General features: G+C 63.1%; 15 protein-coding genes. 9 read left to right on the plus strand and 6 right to left on the minus strand.

Annotated elements, in window-relative coordinates:
* Positions 1-17 precede the first annotated feature (17 nt).
* Positions 18-863, minus strand: a complete 846-nt coding sequence (nadE, locus tag CH275_RS02445; protein ID WP_094674837.1) for an ammonia-dependent NAD(+) synthetase — start codon at positions 861-863, stop codon at positions 18-20.
* A 60-nt stretch (positions 864-923) separates the two neighbouring features.
* Between nadE and CH275_RS02450 the strand changes: the two genes are divergently transcribed.
* Complete coding sequence (locus tag CH275_RS02450; RefSeq protein WP_373453671.1) at positions 924-1,712, plus strand: fructosamine kinase family protein; 789 nt, start codon at positions 924-926, stop codon at positions 1,710-1,712.
* A gap of 10 nt (positions 1,713-1,722) precedes the next feature.
* On the opposite strand, the gene CH275_RS02455 is transcribed toward CH275_RS02450, so the two are convergent.
* Positions 1,723-2,322, minus strand: coding sequence for a TetR/AcrR family transcriptional regulator (locus CH275_RS02455; RefSeq protein WP_094674841.1), 600 nt, complete (start codon positions 2,320-2,322; stop codon positions 1,723-1,725).
* Positions 2,323-2,425: 103 nt separating this feature from the next.
* On the opposite strand from CH275_RS02455, the gene CH275_RS02460 reads away from it, so the two are divergent.
* The 7 genes from CH275_RS02460 to nrdF all read left to right on the plus strand — a co-directional run bounded on the left by CH275_RS02460 (position 2,426) and on the right by nrdF (position 8,689).
* Positions 2,426-2,992: an NAD(P)H-dependent oxidoreductase gene (locus tag CH275_RS02460; protein ID WP_094675324.1), complete on the plus strand. Its 567-nt coding sequence runs from the start codon at positions 2,426-2,428 to the stop codon at positions 2,990-2,992.
* A gap of 43 nt (positions 2,993-3,035) precedes the next feature.
* Positions 3,036-3,158 (plus strand): type B 50S ribosomal protein L36, encoded by a 123-nt coding sequence (ykgO, locus tag CH275_RS02465; protein ID WP_037189801.1) that lies wholly within the window; start codon positions 3,036-3,038, stop codon positions 3,156-3,158.
* Positions 3,159-3,568: 410 nt separating this feature from the next.
* Positions 3,569-3,802 carry a redoxin NrdH gene (locus CH275_RS02470; protein WP_032403121.1) on the plus strand — a complete coding sequence of 78 codons (234 nt, stop codon included), beginning with the start codon at positions 3,569-3,571 and terminating at the stop codon, positions 3,800-3,802.
* 24 nt (positions 3,803-3,826) lie between these two features.
* Positions 3,827-4,288 (plus strand): class Ib ribonucleoside-diphosphate reductase assembly flavoprotein NrdI, encoded by a 462-nt coding sequence (gene nrdI / locus CH275_RS02475; RefSeq protein WP_094674843.1) that lies wholly within the window; start codon positions 3,827-3,829, stop codon positions 4,286-4,288.
* A gap of 35 nt (positions 4,289-4,323) precedes the next feature.
* Positions 4,324-6,489: a class 1b ribonucleoside-diphosphate reductase subunit alpha gene (gene nrdE, locus CH275_RS02480; protein ID WP_094674845.1), complete on the plus strand. Its 2,166-nt coding sequence runs from the start codon at positions 4,324-4,326 to the stop codon at positions 6,487-6,489.
* Positions 6,490-6,580: 91 nt separating this feature from the next.
* Positions 6,581-7,675 (plus strand): type IV toxin-antitoxin system AbiEi family antitoxin domain-containing protein, encoded by a 1,095-nt coding sequence (locus CH275_RS02485; RefSeq protein ID WP_094674847.1) that lies wholly within the window; start codon positions 6,581-6,583, stop codon positions 7,673-7,675.
* Between the two features lie 48 nt (positions 7,676-7,723).
* Positions 7,724-8,689 carry a class 1b ribonucleoside-diphosphate reductase subunit beta gene (gene nrdF, locus CH275_RS02490; protein WP_094674849.1) on the plus strand — a complete coding sequence of 322 codons (966 nt, stop codon included), beginning with the start codon at positions 7,724-7,726 and terminating at the stop codon, positions 8,687-8,689.
* Between the two features lie 25 nt (positions 8,690-8,714).
* Here nrdF and CH275_RS02495 read toward each other — a convergent pair whose 3' ends face one another.
* The 4 genes from CH275_RS02495 to CH275_RS02510 all read right to left on the minus strand — a co-directional run bounded on the left by CH275_RS02495 (position 8,715) and on the right by CH275_RS02510 (position 11,582).
* A complete protein-coding gene (locus CH275_RS02495) occupies positions 8,715-8,912 on the minus strand; it encodes a hypothetical protein (protein ID WP_094674851.1) in 198 nt (65 codons plus the stop codon).
* A 3-nt stretch (positions 8,913-8,915) separates the two neighbouring features.
* Entirely contained in the window at positions 8,916-9,833 is a 918-nt protein-coding gene (locus CH275_RS02500; protein WP_179275931.1) for an SPFH domain-containing protein, read from the minus strand.
* A gap of 95 nt (positions 9,834-9,928) precedes the next feature.
* Positions 9,929-10,402 carry an NUDIX hydrolase gene (locus CH275_RS02505; protein WP_094674853.1) on the minus strand — a complete coding sequence of 158 codons (474 nt, stop codon included), beginning with the start codon at positions 10,400-10,402 and terminating at the stop codon, positions 9,929-9,931.
* Positions 10,403-10,406: 4 nt separating this feature from the next.
* A complete protein-coding gene (locus tag CH275_RS02510) occupies positions 10,407-11,582 on the minus strand; it encodes an iron-siderophore ABC transporter substrate-binding protein (protein WP_256990822.1) in 1,176 nt (391 codons plus the stop codon).
* Between the two features lie 212 nt (positions 11,583-11,794).
* On the opposite strand from CH275_RS02510, the gene ctaD reads away from it, so the two are divergent.
* A complete protein-coding gene (ctaD, locus tag CH275_RS02520; RefSeq protein WP_094674857.1) occupies positions 11,795-13,585 on the plus strand; it encodes an aa3-type cytochrome oxidase subunit I in 1,791 nt (596 codons plus the stop codon).
* Positions 13,586-13,633 lie beyond the last annotated feature (48 nt).

The raw sequence follows: 13,633 nt of genomic DNA on the forward strand, positions 1-13,633 counted from the left end.
GCGTCAGTGGACTCGCGTCAGCGGGCGCTCTTCCACCAGTCGTCGAACGGCGTCACCGGCACCGCACGCTTGTGGCGGGTCGCGAGAAACATCTTCTCCAGCTTCTCGGCAACGTCATCGGCGACCTCCTTGCCCTCGAGGTAGTCGTCGATCTGCTCGTACGTCACCCCGAGTGCCTCCTCGTCCGGCAGGGCCGGGCGATCGTCCTCGAGATCCGCGGTGGGGACCTTTCGCCATGTGCTCTCGGGTGCACCGAGTTCGCGTAGCAATGCTGCTCCCTGACGCTTGCTCAGCCCGGTGAGCGGCGTCAGGTCGACACCACCGTCGCCGAATTTGGTGAAGAAGCCGGTGATGGCCTCGGCGGCGTGGTCGGTGCCGACGACGACGTAGCCGAGTTCTCCGGCGATGGCGTACTGCGCGACCATGCGCTGGCGCGCCTTGATGTTGCCCCGCACGAAATCGCGAACCTCGCCCGTACCCAGTGCTTCTGCTGTGGCGGTCGCGGCGGCGTCGGCAGCCTCCTTGATATTGACGGTCACCGTCCGATCGGGATCGATGAACCGCAGCGAGATCGACGCGTCGTCCTCGTCGGCCTGCACGCCGTACGGGAGTCGAACGGCAACGAACTCGGCCTCGTGGCCATCGGCCCGTAGCTCCGTCGCGGCTTGCTGGGCGAGTTTGCCGGTGAGCGTACTGTCCTGTCCGCCACTGATACCGAGAACGAAGCCCGTGGCCGGGGTCGATGCCAGATAGTCCTTGAGGAAGTCCACCCTTCGGCGAATCTCCGTGACCGGATCGATGGTCGACTGCACTGCCAGCTCGCGCGTGATTCCGGTGCGCAGTTCCGAGTTGATGAGTCCCATCACGTCATCCTAATGACGCGCGCGGATGTGCGGCTCGCGCACGTGCCGTGCGTAGTGTCGGTGTTCGTGAGCGGATCCACCGATACCTTCCTCAAACGAAACCCCCAGGCGCATCCCGACTTCTTCGCGGCCGAGGCGGCCGGCCTCCACTGGCTGGGCGAGGCGGGCGCTCCGGTTGTCCGAGTGCTCGGGCACGGACCGACGCACATCGAGCTCGAACGACTGGTCGCCGCGCGTCCGACGGTGCCCGCGGCGAGAGGATTCGGGCGCGTACTGGCCGACATGCACACGGCGGGAGCTCATGGATTCGGTTCTCCGCCGGTGGGTCCGGACGGCGCTGCTTTCTCGGGGCAGTTGTTCATCGGGGCCAGGCCCATGAGCAGTGCAGTACACCGGACGTGGGGTTCGTTCTATGCGGCCGAACGAGTGTTGCCGTTCCTCCGGATTGCCGTGGACGCAGGCACCGTGACACCAGGGGAGGCCGCGACAGTCGAATCGGCGTGCCGACGCATCGCGAACGGTGACTTCGACGATGCGGAGCCGCCCAGCCGAATTCACGGAGATCTCTGGAACGGGAACGTGTTCTGGACCGACGCGGGCGTGGTGATGATCGACCCGGCCGCCCACGGCGGGCACCGTGAGACCGATCTGGCGATGTTGGCGCTCTTCGGATGCCCCCATGTGGAGGCGGTCGTGGACGAGTACGAGACCGTGCGGCCGCTTCGAGCCGGATGGCGAGAACGCATTCCACTGCATCGACTCCACCCACTCGCCGTCCATGCGGCCGGACACGGTCGCTCGTACGGTAGGGCGTTGCACGCTGCCGCCGTGGCAGTCGAGAGCCTCTGATGCCGGAGAGCTAGCGGGCGCGAGTTGCCCTGCGTACCAGGTCTTCCCAGCCGTCGGCCAGTCGGTCCATCGGTATGCCGAGATCGCGGTACTGGTGCAGCACCAAGGTGGCCTCCAGTGGCGTGAGGAGCCAGTGCGTCAGCAGTGGGAGATCTCCGTCCACCTCGGCGGCCCGGAGCAACGACAGGACGTGAGTGAAGTTGACCATGTGAGCCGGGGCGGAGTAGCGAGCGTCTGCCGACGTTTCCGCAGCGCGTAACACCTCGCCCTGGACGTTGACGAACTCGAGGCGCGCACGGCCGAAGGCGACGAGACGGTCGATGGGGTCTGCCCCTGGGCCGAGCGGCGGGTCGCCGAACATGAACGAGTGCTGCAACTTCTGCTCGGTATGGTCGAGGAGTGCGCGCATCAGCCCGGCTCGATTGCCGAAACGGCGGAACACGGTGCCTTTGCCGACTCCGGCCTTGGTCGCCACTGCGTCCATTGTGATGGCGTCGGCCCCGATGGTCGCCACCAGATCCGTGGCGGCGTCGAGTAGCAGCCGACGGTTGCGTGCTGCGTCGCACCGCTCGGAGTCCTCGCCCGCAATGGGCAGCATCGGGCCGTTCACGCATTCAGCCTACCCTGCCGGGAACATAAGTGGACCATGGTCCGTTTGAATGGTATGAATTGACGTGGCGATCACGTCACCCGAACTTTCGAAGGAAGATCTCATGTCAGACGCTCACGTACTCGTTCTCGTCGGAAGCCTGCGCGCCGAATCGGTGAACAAGCAGATTGCCGAGACTGCTGTCACCGTGGCACCCGCCGGTGCCGAGATCGTGGTCTACGACGGACTCGGAGATGTCCCCTTCTACAACGAGGATATCGACGTCGAGGGTTCCGTTCCCGCCGCCGCGCTCGCGCTGCGGGCTGCAGCCGAGAAGGCGTCGGCCCTGCTGTTGGTCACGCCCGAATACAACGGCACGATTCCTGCCGTGCTGAAGAACGCCATCGACTGGCTCTCGCGGCCCTACGGTGCGGGTGCCTTGGTGGGCAAGCCGGTCGTCGTGATCAGCGCATCGCCCAGTGGTAACGGTGCCAAATGGGCGCACGAGGACACGAGCAAGGCCGTGCGCATCGCAGGCGGAACCGTCCTCGAGGACGTCCAGCTCTCCATCGGCGGCACCATCGACAAGTTCGGTTCGGCCCACCCGCGTGAGAACGCCGAGGTGTCCGGAGAGATCGGTCACGTGGTGGCCGAGTTGGTCAAGGCCTCCAACGAGCTCGTGAACGCCTGACCCTGTAGTGGTATCGAAAATCATTTTCATGTAGCATGTGCTCATGAAGGTGAGAAACTCTCTGAAATCGCTCAAGAACAAGCCCGGCGCGCAGGTGGTTCGGCGTCGCGGCACAGTGTTCGTGATCAACAAGAAGGAACCGCGATTCAAGGCGCGCCAGCGCTGACTCTCGGTGGATCGGCGACGCGGGGCCCTCGGAACGATCCGGGGGCCCCGCGTCGTGCGTTCGGTCGCTTCGTCGTTGGCGCACGTCACCGAGCTCGCGTCCGGCCGTTGTGATGGAGAACATGCCTTCGGTGTGACGTGCGACACGCCGAACGGACTCGTTCTTCGACTGTCGGCAAGGCCGTGACCAGCGAATACCAAGCATGTTGTTCGCAACATCTCGTGTTGTAGGCATATGTCGGACACTAGGTGTAGTGTTTGTCCGACCGAGAGACCACAACTCGAAGGGCCCGCGAAAGCGGGTCCGAGCAGGTCGAAGTCGCCCTGAGCGGGAGATGTTCTCGGTGCCATACGCAGAGCACATCGGTCGCCATCGGTGCACCCGATGGCGACAACGGAAAGAGGGACACCATGAGCATCACCGTTTACACCAAGCCCGCCTGCGTTCAGTGCAATGCCACCTACCGTGCCCTCGACAAAGCGGGTATCGAGTACTCGGTCGTCGACATCTCGCAGGATCCCGAAGCGCGTGACTACGTCATGGCCCTCGGTTACCTGCAGGCTCCGGTCGTCGTTGCCGGTGACGATCACTGGTCCGGCTTTCGCCCGGATCGCATCAAGACCCTCGCTGCGAACGCTGCTTGAACAGAACGAGAAAGTGAGTGAGCGGTGAGTTCGCAACCGCAGTCTTCCCACTCATTGGTGTATTTCTCCAGCGCATCCGAGAACACGCATCGCTTCGTCTCGAAGCTGGACATTCCTGCAACCCGTATTCCGCTTCGTGATCCGGACGGCACGTTTCGGGTCGAGTCCCCGTACGTTCTCATCGTCCCGACGTACGGGGGAGGGGTCACGTACTCCGGCCGCGACACCAACTACGTCCCCAAGCGCGTGATCAAGTTTCTCAACGACGAACACAATCGGTCGTTGATACGAGCAGTCATCGCTGCCGGAAACACCAACTTCGGTGATTCGTTCTGCTTTGCCGGCGACGTCATTTCGCAGAAATGCGCCGTTCCGTATCTGTACCGCTTCGAATTGATGGGCACCCCCGAGGACGTAGTGCGCGTCCGCGAGGGCCTCGATGACTTCTGGGAACGTGAAGTCCGACGCGCCGCCCACACGCACTAGAGCACCACACACCACATACCAGTAGGAGCATCGCCGTGGCACCGACCATCACCGACGCAGCACCCGCGACCGCGACCGTTCGCGGCGACGGAGACATGGATTACCACGCGCTCAACGCGATGCTCAATCTCTACGGTCCCAACGGCGAGATCCAGTTCGAGAAGGACCGCGAGGCTGCGAATCAGTACTTTCTGCAGCACGTCAACCAGAACACCGTGTTCTTCCACGATCTCGACGAGAAGCTGGACTACCTCGTCGAGGAGAACTACTACGAGCCCGAGGTTCTGGACCAGTACTCGCGCGAGTTCGTCAAGTTTCTGATCAACCACGCGTACTCGAAGAAGTTCCGTTTCCCCACGTTCCTCGGTGCGTTCAAGTACTACACCTCGTACACGCTGAAGACGTTCGACGGCAAGCGTTACCTCGAGCGCTTCGAGGACCGGGTGTGCATGGTTGCGCTCACGCTCGCGGCCGGAGACGAAGCCCTGGCCACCGATCTGGTCGACGAAATCATCGCCGGTCGTTTCCAGCCCGCGACGCCCACGTTCCTCAACTCCGGCAAGAAGCAGCGCGGCGAGCCCGTGTCCTGCTTCCTGCTGCGTATCGAAGACAACATGGAGTCGATCGGCCGCTCCATCAACTCCGCCCTGCAGCTGTCGAAGCGCGGCGGCGGAGTTGCGTTGCTGCTGAGCAACATTCGCGAGGCCGGCGCGCCCATCAAGCGCATCGAGAACCAGTCTTCCGGCGTCATCCCGATCATGAAGCTGCTCGAGGACTCGTTCTCGTACGCCAACCAGCTCGGGGCACGCCAGGGCGCGGGCGCGGTGTACCTGCACGCACACCATCCCGACGTCTACAAGTTCCTCGACACCAAGCGTGAGAACGCGGACGAGAAGATTCGCATCAAGACGCTCTCGCTCGGAATCGTCATCCCGGACATCACGTTCGAGTTGGCGAAGAAGAACGAGGACATGTACCTGTTCTCGCCGTACGACGTCGAGCGCATCTACGGCGTGCCGTTCGCCGACATCAACGTGTCGGAGAAGTACTACGAGATGGTCGACGACAAGCGGATCCGCAAGACCAAGATCAAGTCTCGCGAGTTCTTCCAGACTCTTGCCGAGCTGCAGTTCGAGTCCGGCTACCCGTACATCATGTACGAGGACACCGTCAATCGCGCGAACCCGGTGAAGGGCAAGATCACCCACTCGAACCTGTGCTCGGAGATCCTGCAGGTTTCGACGCCGTCCACGTTCAACGACGACCTCTCGTACAGCCATGTCGGCAAGGACATTTCGTGCAACCTGGGTTCGCTGAACATCGCCAAGACGATGGACTCACCCGACTTCGGTAAGACCATCGCCGTGGCGATCCGCGGTCTGACTGCGGTCTCCGATCAGACGCACATCTTCTCGGTTCCGTCGATCGAACAGGGCAACAACGATTCTCACGCCATCGGCCTCGGTCAGATGAATCTGCACGGGTACCTCGCGCGCGAGCGGATTCACTACGGCTCGACCGAGGGAATCGACTTCACGAACATCTACTTCTACACGGTGCTGTTCCACGCCATCCAGGCGTCGAACCAGCTGGCCAAGGCGCGCGGTCAGTACTTCAAGGGTTTCCCCGACTCCAAGTACGCGTCGGGCGAATTCTTCGACAAGTACACCGATCAGGTCTGGGAGCCGGCCACGCCCAAGGTCGCGAAGTTGTTCGCCGACTCCGGCGTATCCATTCCGACCCAGGCGGATTGGACGACGCTGAAGGCGTCGGTGCAGGAGTACGGAATCTACAACCAGAACCTGCAGGCCGTTCCGCCGACGGGCTCCATCTCGTACATCAACAACTCCACCTCGTCGATTCACCCGGTGGCGTCGAAGATCGAGATCCGCAAGGAAGGCAAGATCGGCCGCGTCTACTACCCGGCACCGTACCTCGACAACGACAACCTGGACTTCTACCAGGACGCGTACGAGATCGGGTACGAGAAGATCATCGACACCTACGCTGCCGCAACGCAACACGTCGATCAGGGCCTGTCGTTGACCCTGTTCTTCAAAGACACCGCCACCACTCGCGACATCAACCGCGCGCAGATCTACGCATGGCGCAAGGGCATCAAGACGCTGTACTACATCCGTCTGCGCCAGATGGCACTCGAAGGCACCGAGGTCGAGGGTTGCGTGTCCTGCATGCTCTAGGGCTTCGCCCTCGTGCGCGTTTTGCGTAGCTGGAGCTACGCAAAACGCGCACGAGGAGAAGTGTCGTACCTGCTGGGCATGATGACCGGCCATGGAACATGGTCGGGGGGACGGTCGAGAACTACAGGTTCTGATCGACACGCAGTGGGGGCTGTTCACGCAGTCGCAGGTCACGGAGTTGGGATACAGCCGAAATCGCGTTCGCGCACTGGTGGACAGTGGAGCGTGGATCGCCGTTCTCAGAGGCGTCTACTCGATCTTCACCGGGCCGTTGACGCGGCAGCGGACCCTGATGGCAGCGCTTCTCTACGGAGGTGGACACGCAATGCTGAGCCACCGATCCGCTGCCGAGGAGTGGGCTTTCTGCGAGCCGGACCCCGCCGCGGCAGTCCACGTCACCGTGCCGTACGGCAAGTCCGCGTGCAATCAACGGCCGACCGTACGCTCGGGCCCCACGGTCGGGACGAGACTGGTGGCGGGAATCGGATCGTCGCTGCATCCCGGAGTGGTGGTGCATCGTTCTCGCGCCCACCGGCACATCGGAGTACCGGGGGACATGCCGCGGACGACGTTGGTGGACACCGCACTCGATCTCGCGGTGTCGGAGCCTACGCCCGAGCAGGCTTTTCACAGCTTGGTCTCCTCGGTGACCCAGCGACGAATTCGACTCACCGACGTTCGGGAGCAGATCGCCGTCCGACGGCCGTACCGATATCTCTCGACGCTGACAGAAGCCATCGACCTGCTCGCAACCGGAGTTCAATCGGTCCTCGAACTCGAATACGCGACGAACGTCGAAGCAGCTCACGGGCTTCCGACCACGGAGCGGCAGAGCGCAGTACAGGTCGATGGGCGGACACTGTACGAGGACGTCGTATATCGGGTCGGATCTCGCACGGTGACTGTGCGCCTCGACGGCCGCCGGTTCCATTCGATGCGCGAGGTCGCATTTCGGGATCGGCGACGTGACAACGCGGCAGAACTCGCTGGGCGAGCACGGCTGGTCTTCGGATACGAGGAAGTGAGCAGTGACCCCTGCGGTGTGGCGAGAGACGTCGCTCTGGTGCTCCAGCGGGAGGGCTGGGATGGCGAACCAACGTCGTGCGCGTTGTGCGTAGCTGCAGCTACGCACAACACGCACGACACAGATCTTGTGTTAGCAATTGATGTCCGACACAACAGGTAGTGTTCAAGCAGGCCAACATTCGGCAGATTTCCTCGGTAGATAGGACACATGGTGAAGCTCATCGATCGCGTCTCCGCAATCAACTGGAATCGGGTCCAGGACGACAAGGACTCTGAGGTCTGGGAGCGCCTCACCAGCAACTTCTGGCTGCCCGAGAAGGTGCCGGTATCCAACGACATCCCGTCGTGGGCAACTCTGACCGCCGTCGAGAAGCAGTTGACGATGCGCGTGTTCACCGGGCTGACGCTGCTCGACACCATTCAGGGCACCGTCGGTGCCGTCAGTCTCATTCCCGACGCGATCACTCCCCATGAGGAAGCGGTGTACACCAACATCGCGTTCATGGAGTCCGTGCACGCGAAGAGCTACAGCTCCATCTTCTCCACCCTCAGCTCCACCCGTGACATCGACGATGCATTCCGCTGGTCCGAGGAGAACGCCAACCTCCAGCGCAAAGCCGAGATCGTCCTGAACTTCTACCACGGTGACGATCCGCTCAAGCGCAAGGTCGCGTCGACGCTGCTCGAGTCGTTCCTGTTCTACTCGGGCTTCTACCTGCCGATGTACTGGTCCTCGCGGGCCAAGCTCACCAACACCGCAGACCTGATCCGACTGATCATCCGCGACGAGGCCGTGCACGGCTACTACATCGGCTACAAGTACCAGAAGGGTCTGGAGAAGGTCAGCGAGGCACAGCGCGAGGAGCTCAAGAACTACACGTTCGAGTTGCTGTTCGAGTTGTACGACAACGAGGTCGAGTACACCCAGGACCTCTACGACGAGATCGGCCTGACCGAGGACGTCAAGAAGTTCCTGCGCTACAACGCCAACAAAGCACTGAACAATCTCGGTTACGAGGGGCTGTTCCCCAAGGACGAGACGGACGTCAACCCGGCGATCCTGTCGGCGCTCTCACCCAACGCCGACGAGAACCACGACTTCTTCTCCGGTTCGGGTTCCTCGTACGTCATCGGCAAGGCAGTCAACACCGAAGACGAGGACTGGGACTTCTGACGCCCGTTCGCGCCACGCGGGACGCTCACGAACTCGGTGGGCGTCCCGGCGCGCGAATGTCCTCCGCCTCCTTGGGCATTCGCCCTTTGTCGCTCAGTGCACGGCGTAACAAGAATTCGATCTGCGCGTTGGTGCTGCGCAGTTCGTCGGAGGCCCAGCGGGCGAGAGCGTCGTGCACCGCTGGGTCCAATCGCAGCAGAATCTTCTTACGTTCGACTGCCATGGCTCACTGGTACAGCGATCCGGTGTTGACCACGGGTTGCGTGTCGCGGTCGCTGCACAGCACCACCAGCAGATTCGACACCATCGTGGCCTTGCGCTCCTCGTCGAGTTCGACGACGTGCTTCTCCTCGAGCTTCCCCAAGGCCATCTCCACCATTCCGACGGCACCTTCGACGATCTGCTGACGCGCCGCGATCACCGCTCCCGCCTGCTGGCGCCGCAGCATGGCCTGTGCGATCTCCGGTGCATAGGCCAGACGATTGATTCGAGTTTCGATCACCTCGACACCGGCCGACCGCACCCGCGCGTGCACTTCCTCGGACATGGCGGCCGTGATCTCGTCGGCGTTCTCCCGCAACGACATTCGGCCTTCGGCGTCGTACGGGTAGCTGCCGGCGATGTGTCGTACGGCGGATTCGGTCTGGACGGCGACGAACTCCTCGTAGTCGTCGACCTGAAACGACGCCAAGGCGGTATCGGCAACCTGCCAGACGACGATGGCGGAAATCTCGATCGGATTACCGTCGGCGTCGTTGACCTTCGATTGGCCGGTCTCGTGGTTGCGGATTCGCGTCGAGATGGCCCGGCGATACGTCAACGGATTGGTCCAGCGCAGCCCCGGTGTTCGCAGGGTGCCGCTGTACGAACTGCCGAGCAGTTGAAGGACGCGAGCCTGATTGGGTTGCACCAGCGTCAGTCCCACGAGTGCAGGCAGTGAGAGCACGAACAGGACGACACCGGCGACGATGAGTCCGACGACCGTGAACACGAGTCCGAGCACGAACGCGGCGATACCGCCGAGGAACAGCGCGAGGCCGATGGCGAGCATCGACCAGCCGGGCAGATCCCACCCGGGACGTTCGGCGATGTTGGTGGTGGGCGTGCCCGTCGGCTTCTCGGCGACGGTTGCGGGTGCGGACATGAGAACCTCCCTCTCGATGTTGATACTAAAGTGATATCACATTTCCGGCAGCCTTGGAGATGTTCCGAAGAGATGCCTACTCGACGTAGGCGGGGTCAGCGTCGGAACCAGGCCGACGGTTCGTCGGCAATGGCCTTCTCGATTCGCAATCGTGAAGTGGCCGTGAGGTTTTGCGGGAGTGAGTCGAGTGCGAACCACGCGACGTCGAGATTCTCGTCGTCGGCGGCGTGAGGAGTGCCCCCGACGTACCGAGCGAGGAACGTGATGTCGAGATACTGTGCGACGTCGCCGTTGGGGTACGTGATCGGCTCCGTCACGTCGACGCTCGTCAGACGCACGATCGAGGCGTCGACACCGGTTTCCTCGCCGATCTCGCGCAGGGCGGCCGGGGCCGGTTCTTCGCCGGGTTCGAGAATTCCGGAGACCACGGCCCAGGTGTTGTTGTCCGCTCGCAGGGTCAGCAGCACACGCCGGTCGTCGTCGAGTACGACGGCGCTGACGCCGGACAGCCACAGCGGCGACGTGCCGACGACACTGCGCAGGGCGCGGACGAACTCGGGAATCGGCATCGCGTCAGGACACGTAGGCGTTCAGTGAAGCGGACAGATCGGCCAGTACGGCCCGCGCCGCGACAACTCCACTGCCCGACCAGACCGTGTCGTTCACCGCGAACACTCGCCCGTCGGTGACCGAACCGAGAGCGTGCCACGCGTCGCTGTCCATCACCTCGCGGCCGAACGTCTCGCCGTCGGGACCGGCGAATCGCACGTAGACGATGTCTCCTTCCACCGGAGCGAGGTTGTCCGGCTCTACCGAGAAATCGGCGTCGCGCTGGCTCTGGGGCCGGCCGACACCGACTTCGCTCAGTACTTGGCCGGCAAACGAATCGGGTCCGTCCACCTCGATGGAGTCGGCGTCGAATCGGAGGACCGACGCCTGCGTCTGGGCAGCGTCGATCTCGCGACCCACCCGTTCGGCATCCGCGGAGAACGACGCCAGTGCGTCGAATCCCGACTGCCCTCGACCCAAGGCTGCCGTGGACTGCAGAAAGGTGTCCTTCCAGCCCTGCCCGGTCGTGGTGAACACAGTCGGTGCGATGGCGGTCAGAGAGTCGTAGGCGTCGGGTCCGAGGGAGTCGGCACCCAGGATCAGATCGGGGTCGAGAGCGGAAATTGCATCCATGTCCGGAGCGCCGACCGGACCCACCGACGGAACGGACGCCAAGCCGGTACCCAGGTACAGCGGTTGGTCCCCGTCGCCACGGAAATCGGGGTCGAGCGTCGCCGCTCCGACAACGCGTTCCCAGATTCCGACCGCGCAGCTGGCGTCGAGGCCTGCGGCATCGAGCACGACGATGCGTTGAGGGTCGGCCGGGATGGCACTGATTCCCTCGGCGTGCCCCACGGGGCGGGTGTCGCCTTCGACGCCGGTCCGGTCGAGCGGGGCGAGCGCTGGACACAGTCCCACGGTGTCCCGGTTGTTACCGACGACCCCCGCTCCGGCGATGTTCGTCGTGCTGCGAACGATCGTCGACGCATCGTCCTGCGCCTCGGAGTCGGAACAACCGACCAGCGTCACGGCTGCGGCAAGGCACGCAGCGGCGAGAGTGCCGATCCTGCGCTGTGCACACGAACGGGGGAGTCGTGAGTGGAGTGGCAACGCGGGACTTCCTTCGACGGGTCGGGTGGTCTCACACAGTATCGGAACGACGTCGTCGTGGAACACCCGAACGAAGGCCGTCGAGGCCATGGAATCGACGGTGCTCACAGCGTGGCCCGATACGGCGGAAAGTCCCACAGCGCAGGCAGATCACTCGATCCGGGCAGTGCTCGATCAGCCCAATACGACACACGGTAGGACCGGTTCGGCAAGCGTCGGTCCGACGGTCTACGATTCGAGGAGCGCACGACTAGATGACGTCGCCCTGTAGTTCGGGGTCGGACGCGCAATCAGGAGGATCTGTGACTGCCCTAGCGCCTAGGCCCGCACCCGCGGTGGATGCTGCTCGGCCGTTCCCGCCGAGGATGGGACCGAAGGGTTCGTTTCTGCACAAAGCGGTGACGACGACCGATCCCAAGGTGTTGGGGATCATGTACATCGCGACGTCGTTCGCGTTCTTCCTGGTCGGTGGACTGATGGCGCTGTTGATGCGCGCCGAGTTGGCCGTGCCGGGAATGCAGTTCCTGTCCAACGAGCAGTACAACCAGCTGTTCACCATGCACGGCACCATCATGCTGCTGCTGTACGCAACGCCGATCGTGTTCGGCTTCGCGAACTACATCCTCCCGCTGCAGATCGGCGCTCCCGACGTCGCGTTCCCTCGCTTGAACGCGTTCTCGTACTGGCTCTACCTCTTCGGCGCCTTGATCACCACGGCAGGCTTCATCACTCCCGGTGGTGCGGCCGACTTCGGTTGGACCGCGTACACCCCACTCACCTCGGCTCTGCATTCGCCTGGTGTCGGTGCAGACCTGTGGATCATGGGTCTGGCGATCGCCGGTCTTGGCACCATCCTCGGTGGCGTCAACATGATCACCACGGTCATCTGCCTGCGCGCCCCCGGTATGACGATGTTCCGGATGCCGATCTTCACCTGGAACATTCTGGTGACGTCGATCCTGATCCTGCTTGCCTTCCCGCTGCTGACGGCGGCACTGCTCGGCCTGGCGGCCGACCGTCACCTCGGCGCGCACCTGTTCGATCCGGCGACCGGTGGAGTGCTGCTGTGGCAGCACCTGTTCTGGTTCTTCGGCCACCCCGAGGTGTACATCATCGCGTTGCCGTTCTTCGGAATCGTCTCCGAGGTGTTCCCGGTCTTCTCGCGTAAGCCGATCTTCGGCTACTCGGGTCTGATCTACGCCACGATTGCAATCGCTGCTCTGTCGATCGCAGTGTGGGCGCACCACATGTACGCCACCGGTGCGGTTCTGCTGCCGTTCTTCTCGTTCATGACGTTCCTCATCGCGGTGCCGACGGGTGTGAAGATCTTCAACTGGGTCGGCACGATGTGGCGTGGTCAGGTGACGCTGGAAACGCCGATGTTGTTCTCCATCGGATTCTTGATCACGTTCGTCTTCGGCGGATTGACAGGCGTCCTGCTGGCGTCGCCGCCGATCGACTTCCAGGTCACCGACACCTACTTCGTCGTCGCCCACTTCCACTACGTGGTGTTCGGCACGGTTGTGTTCGCGACGTACGCGGGCATCTACTTCTGGTTCCCGAAGATGACGGGCCGGATGATGGACGAGGCGCTCGGCAAGTGGCACTTCTGGCTGACCTTCCTCGGATTCCACGCCACGTTCCTCGTTCAGCACTGGCTGGGCAACGAAGGCATGCCGCGTCGTTACGCCGACTACCTGCCCTCCGACGGCTTCACGGAACTCAACATCATCTCCACGATCGGCGCGTTCATCCTCGGTGCCTCGACGCTGCCGTTCGTATGGAACGTCTTCAAGTCCTACCGGTACGGCGAGGTCGTCACGGTCGACGATCCGTGGGGCTACGGCAACTCGCTGGAGTGGGCCACGTCCTGCCCGCCGCCGCGACACAACTTCACCGAACTGCCTCGGATTCGCTCCGAGCGTCCGGCGTTCGAGTTGCACTACCCGCACATGGTCGAGCGGATGCGTGCAGAAGCGCACGTCGGGCCCGGTGCGCACGGCGGTAAGACCACCGCCGTCCTCGAACAGGCCCGACGGGCTCCGATCGCCACCAGCGATCACGAAGGATCCGGAGACCCGGACCCCAAGTAGTCCACAGCACAGCGAGAGCCCCTCCCGGCTAACGGGTGGGGCTCTTCG

The organism is Rhodococcus sp. 06-235-1A (assembly GCF_002258785.1).
GTDB lineage: Bacteria > Actinomycetota > Actinomycetes > Mycobacteriales > Mycobacteriaceae > Rhodococcoides.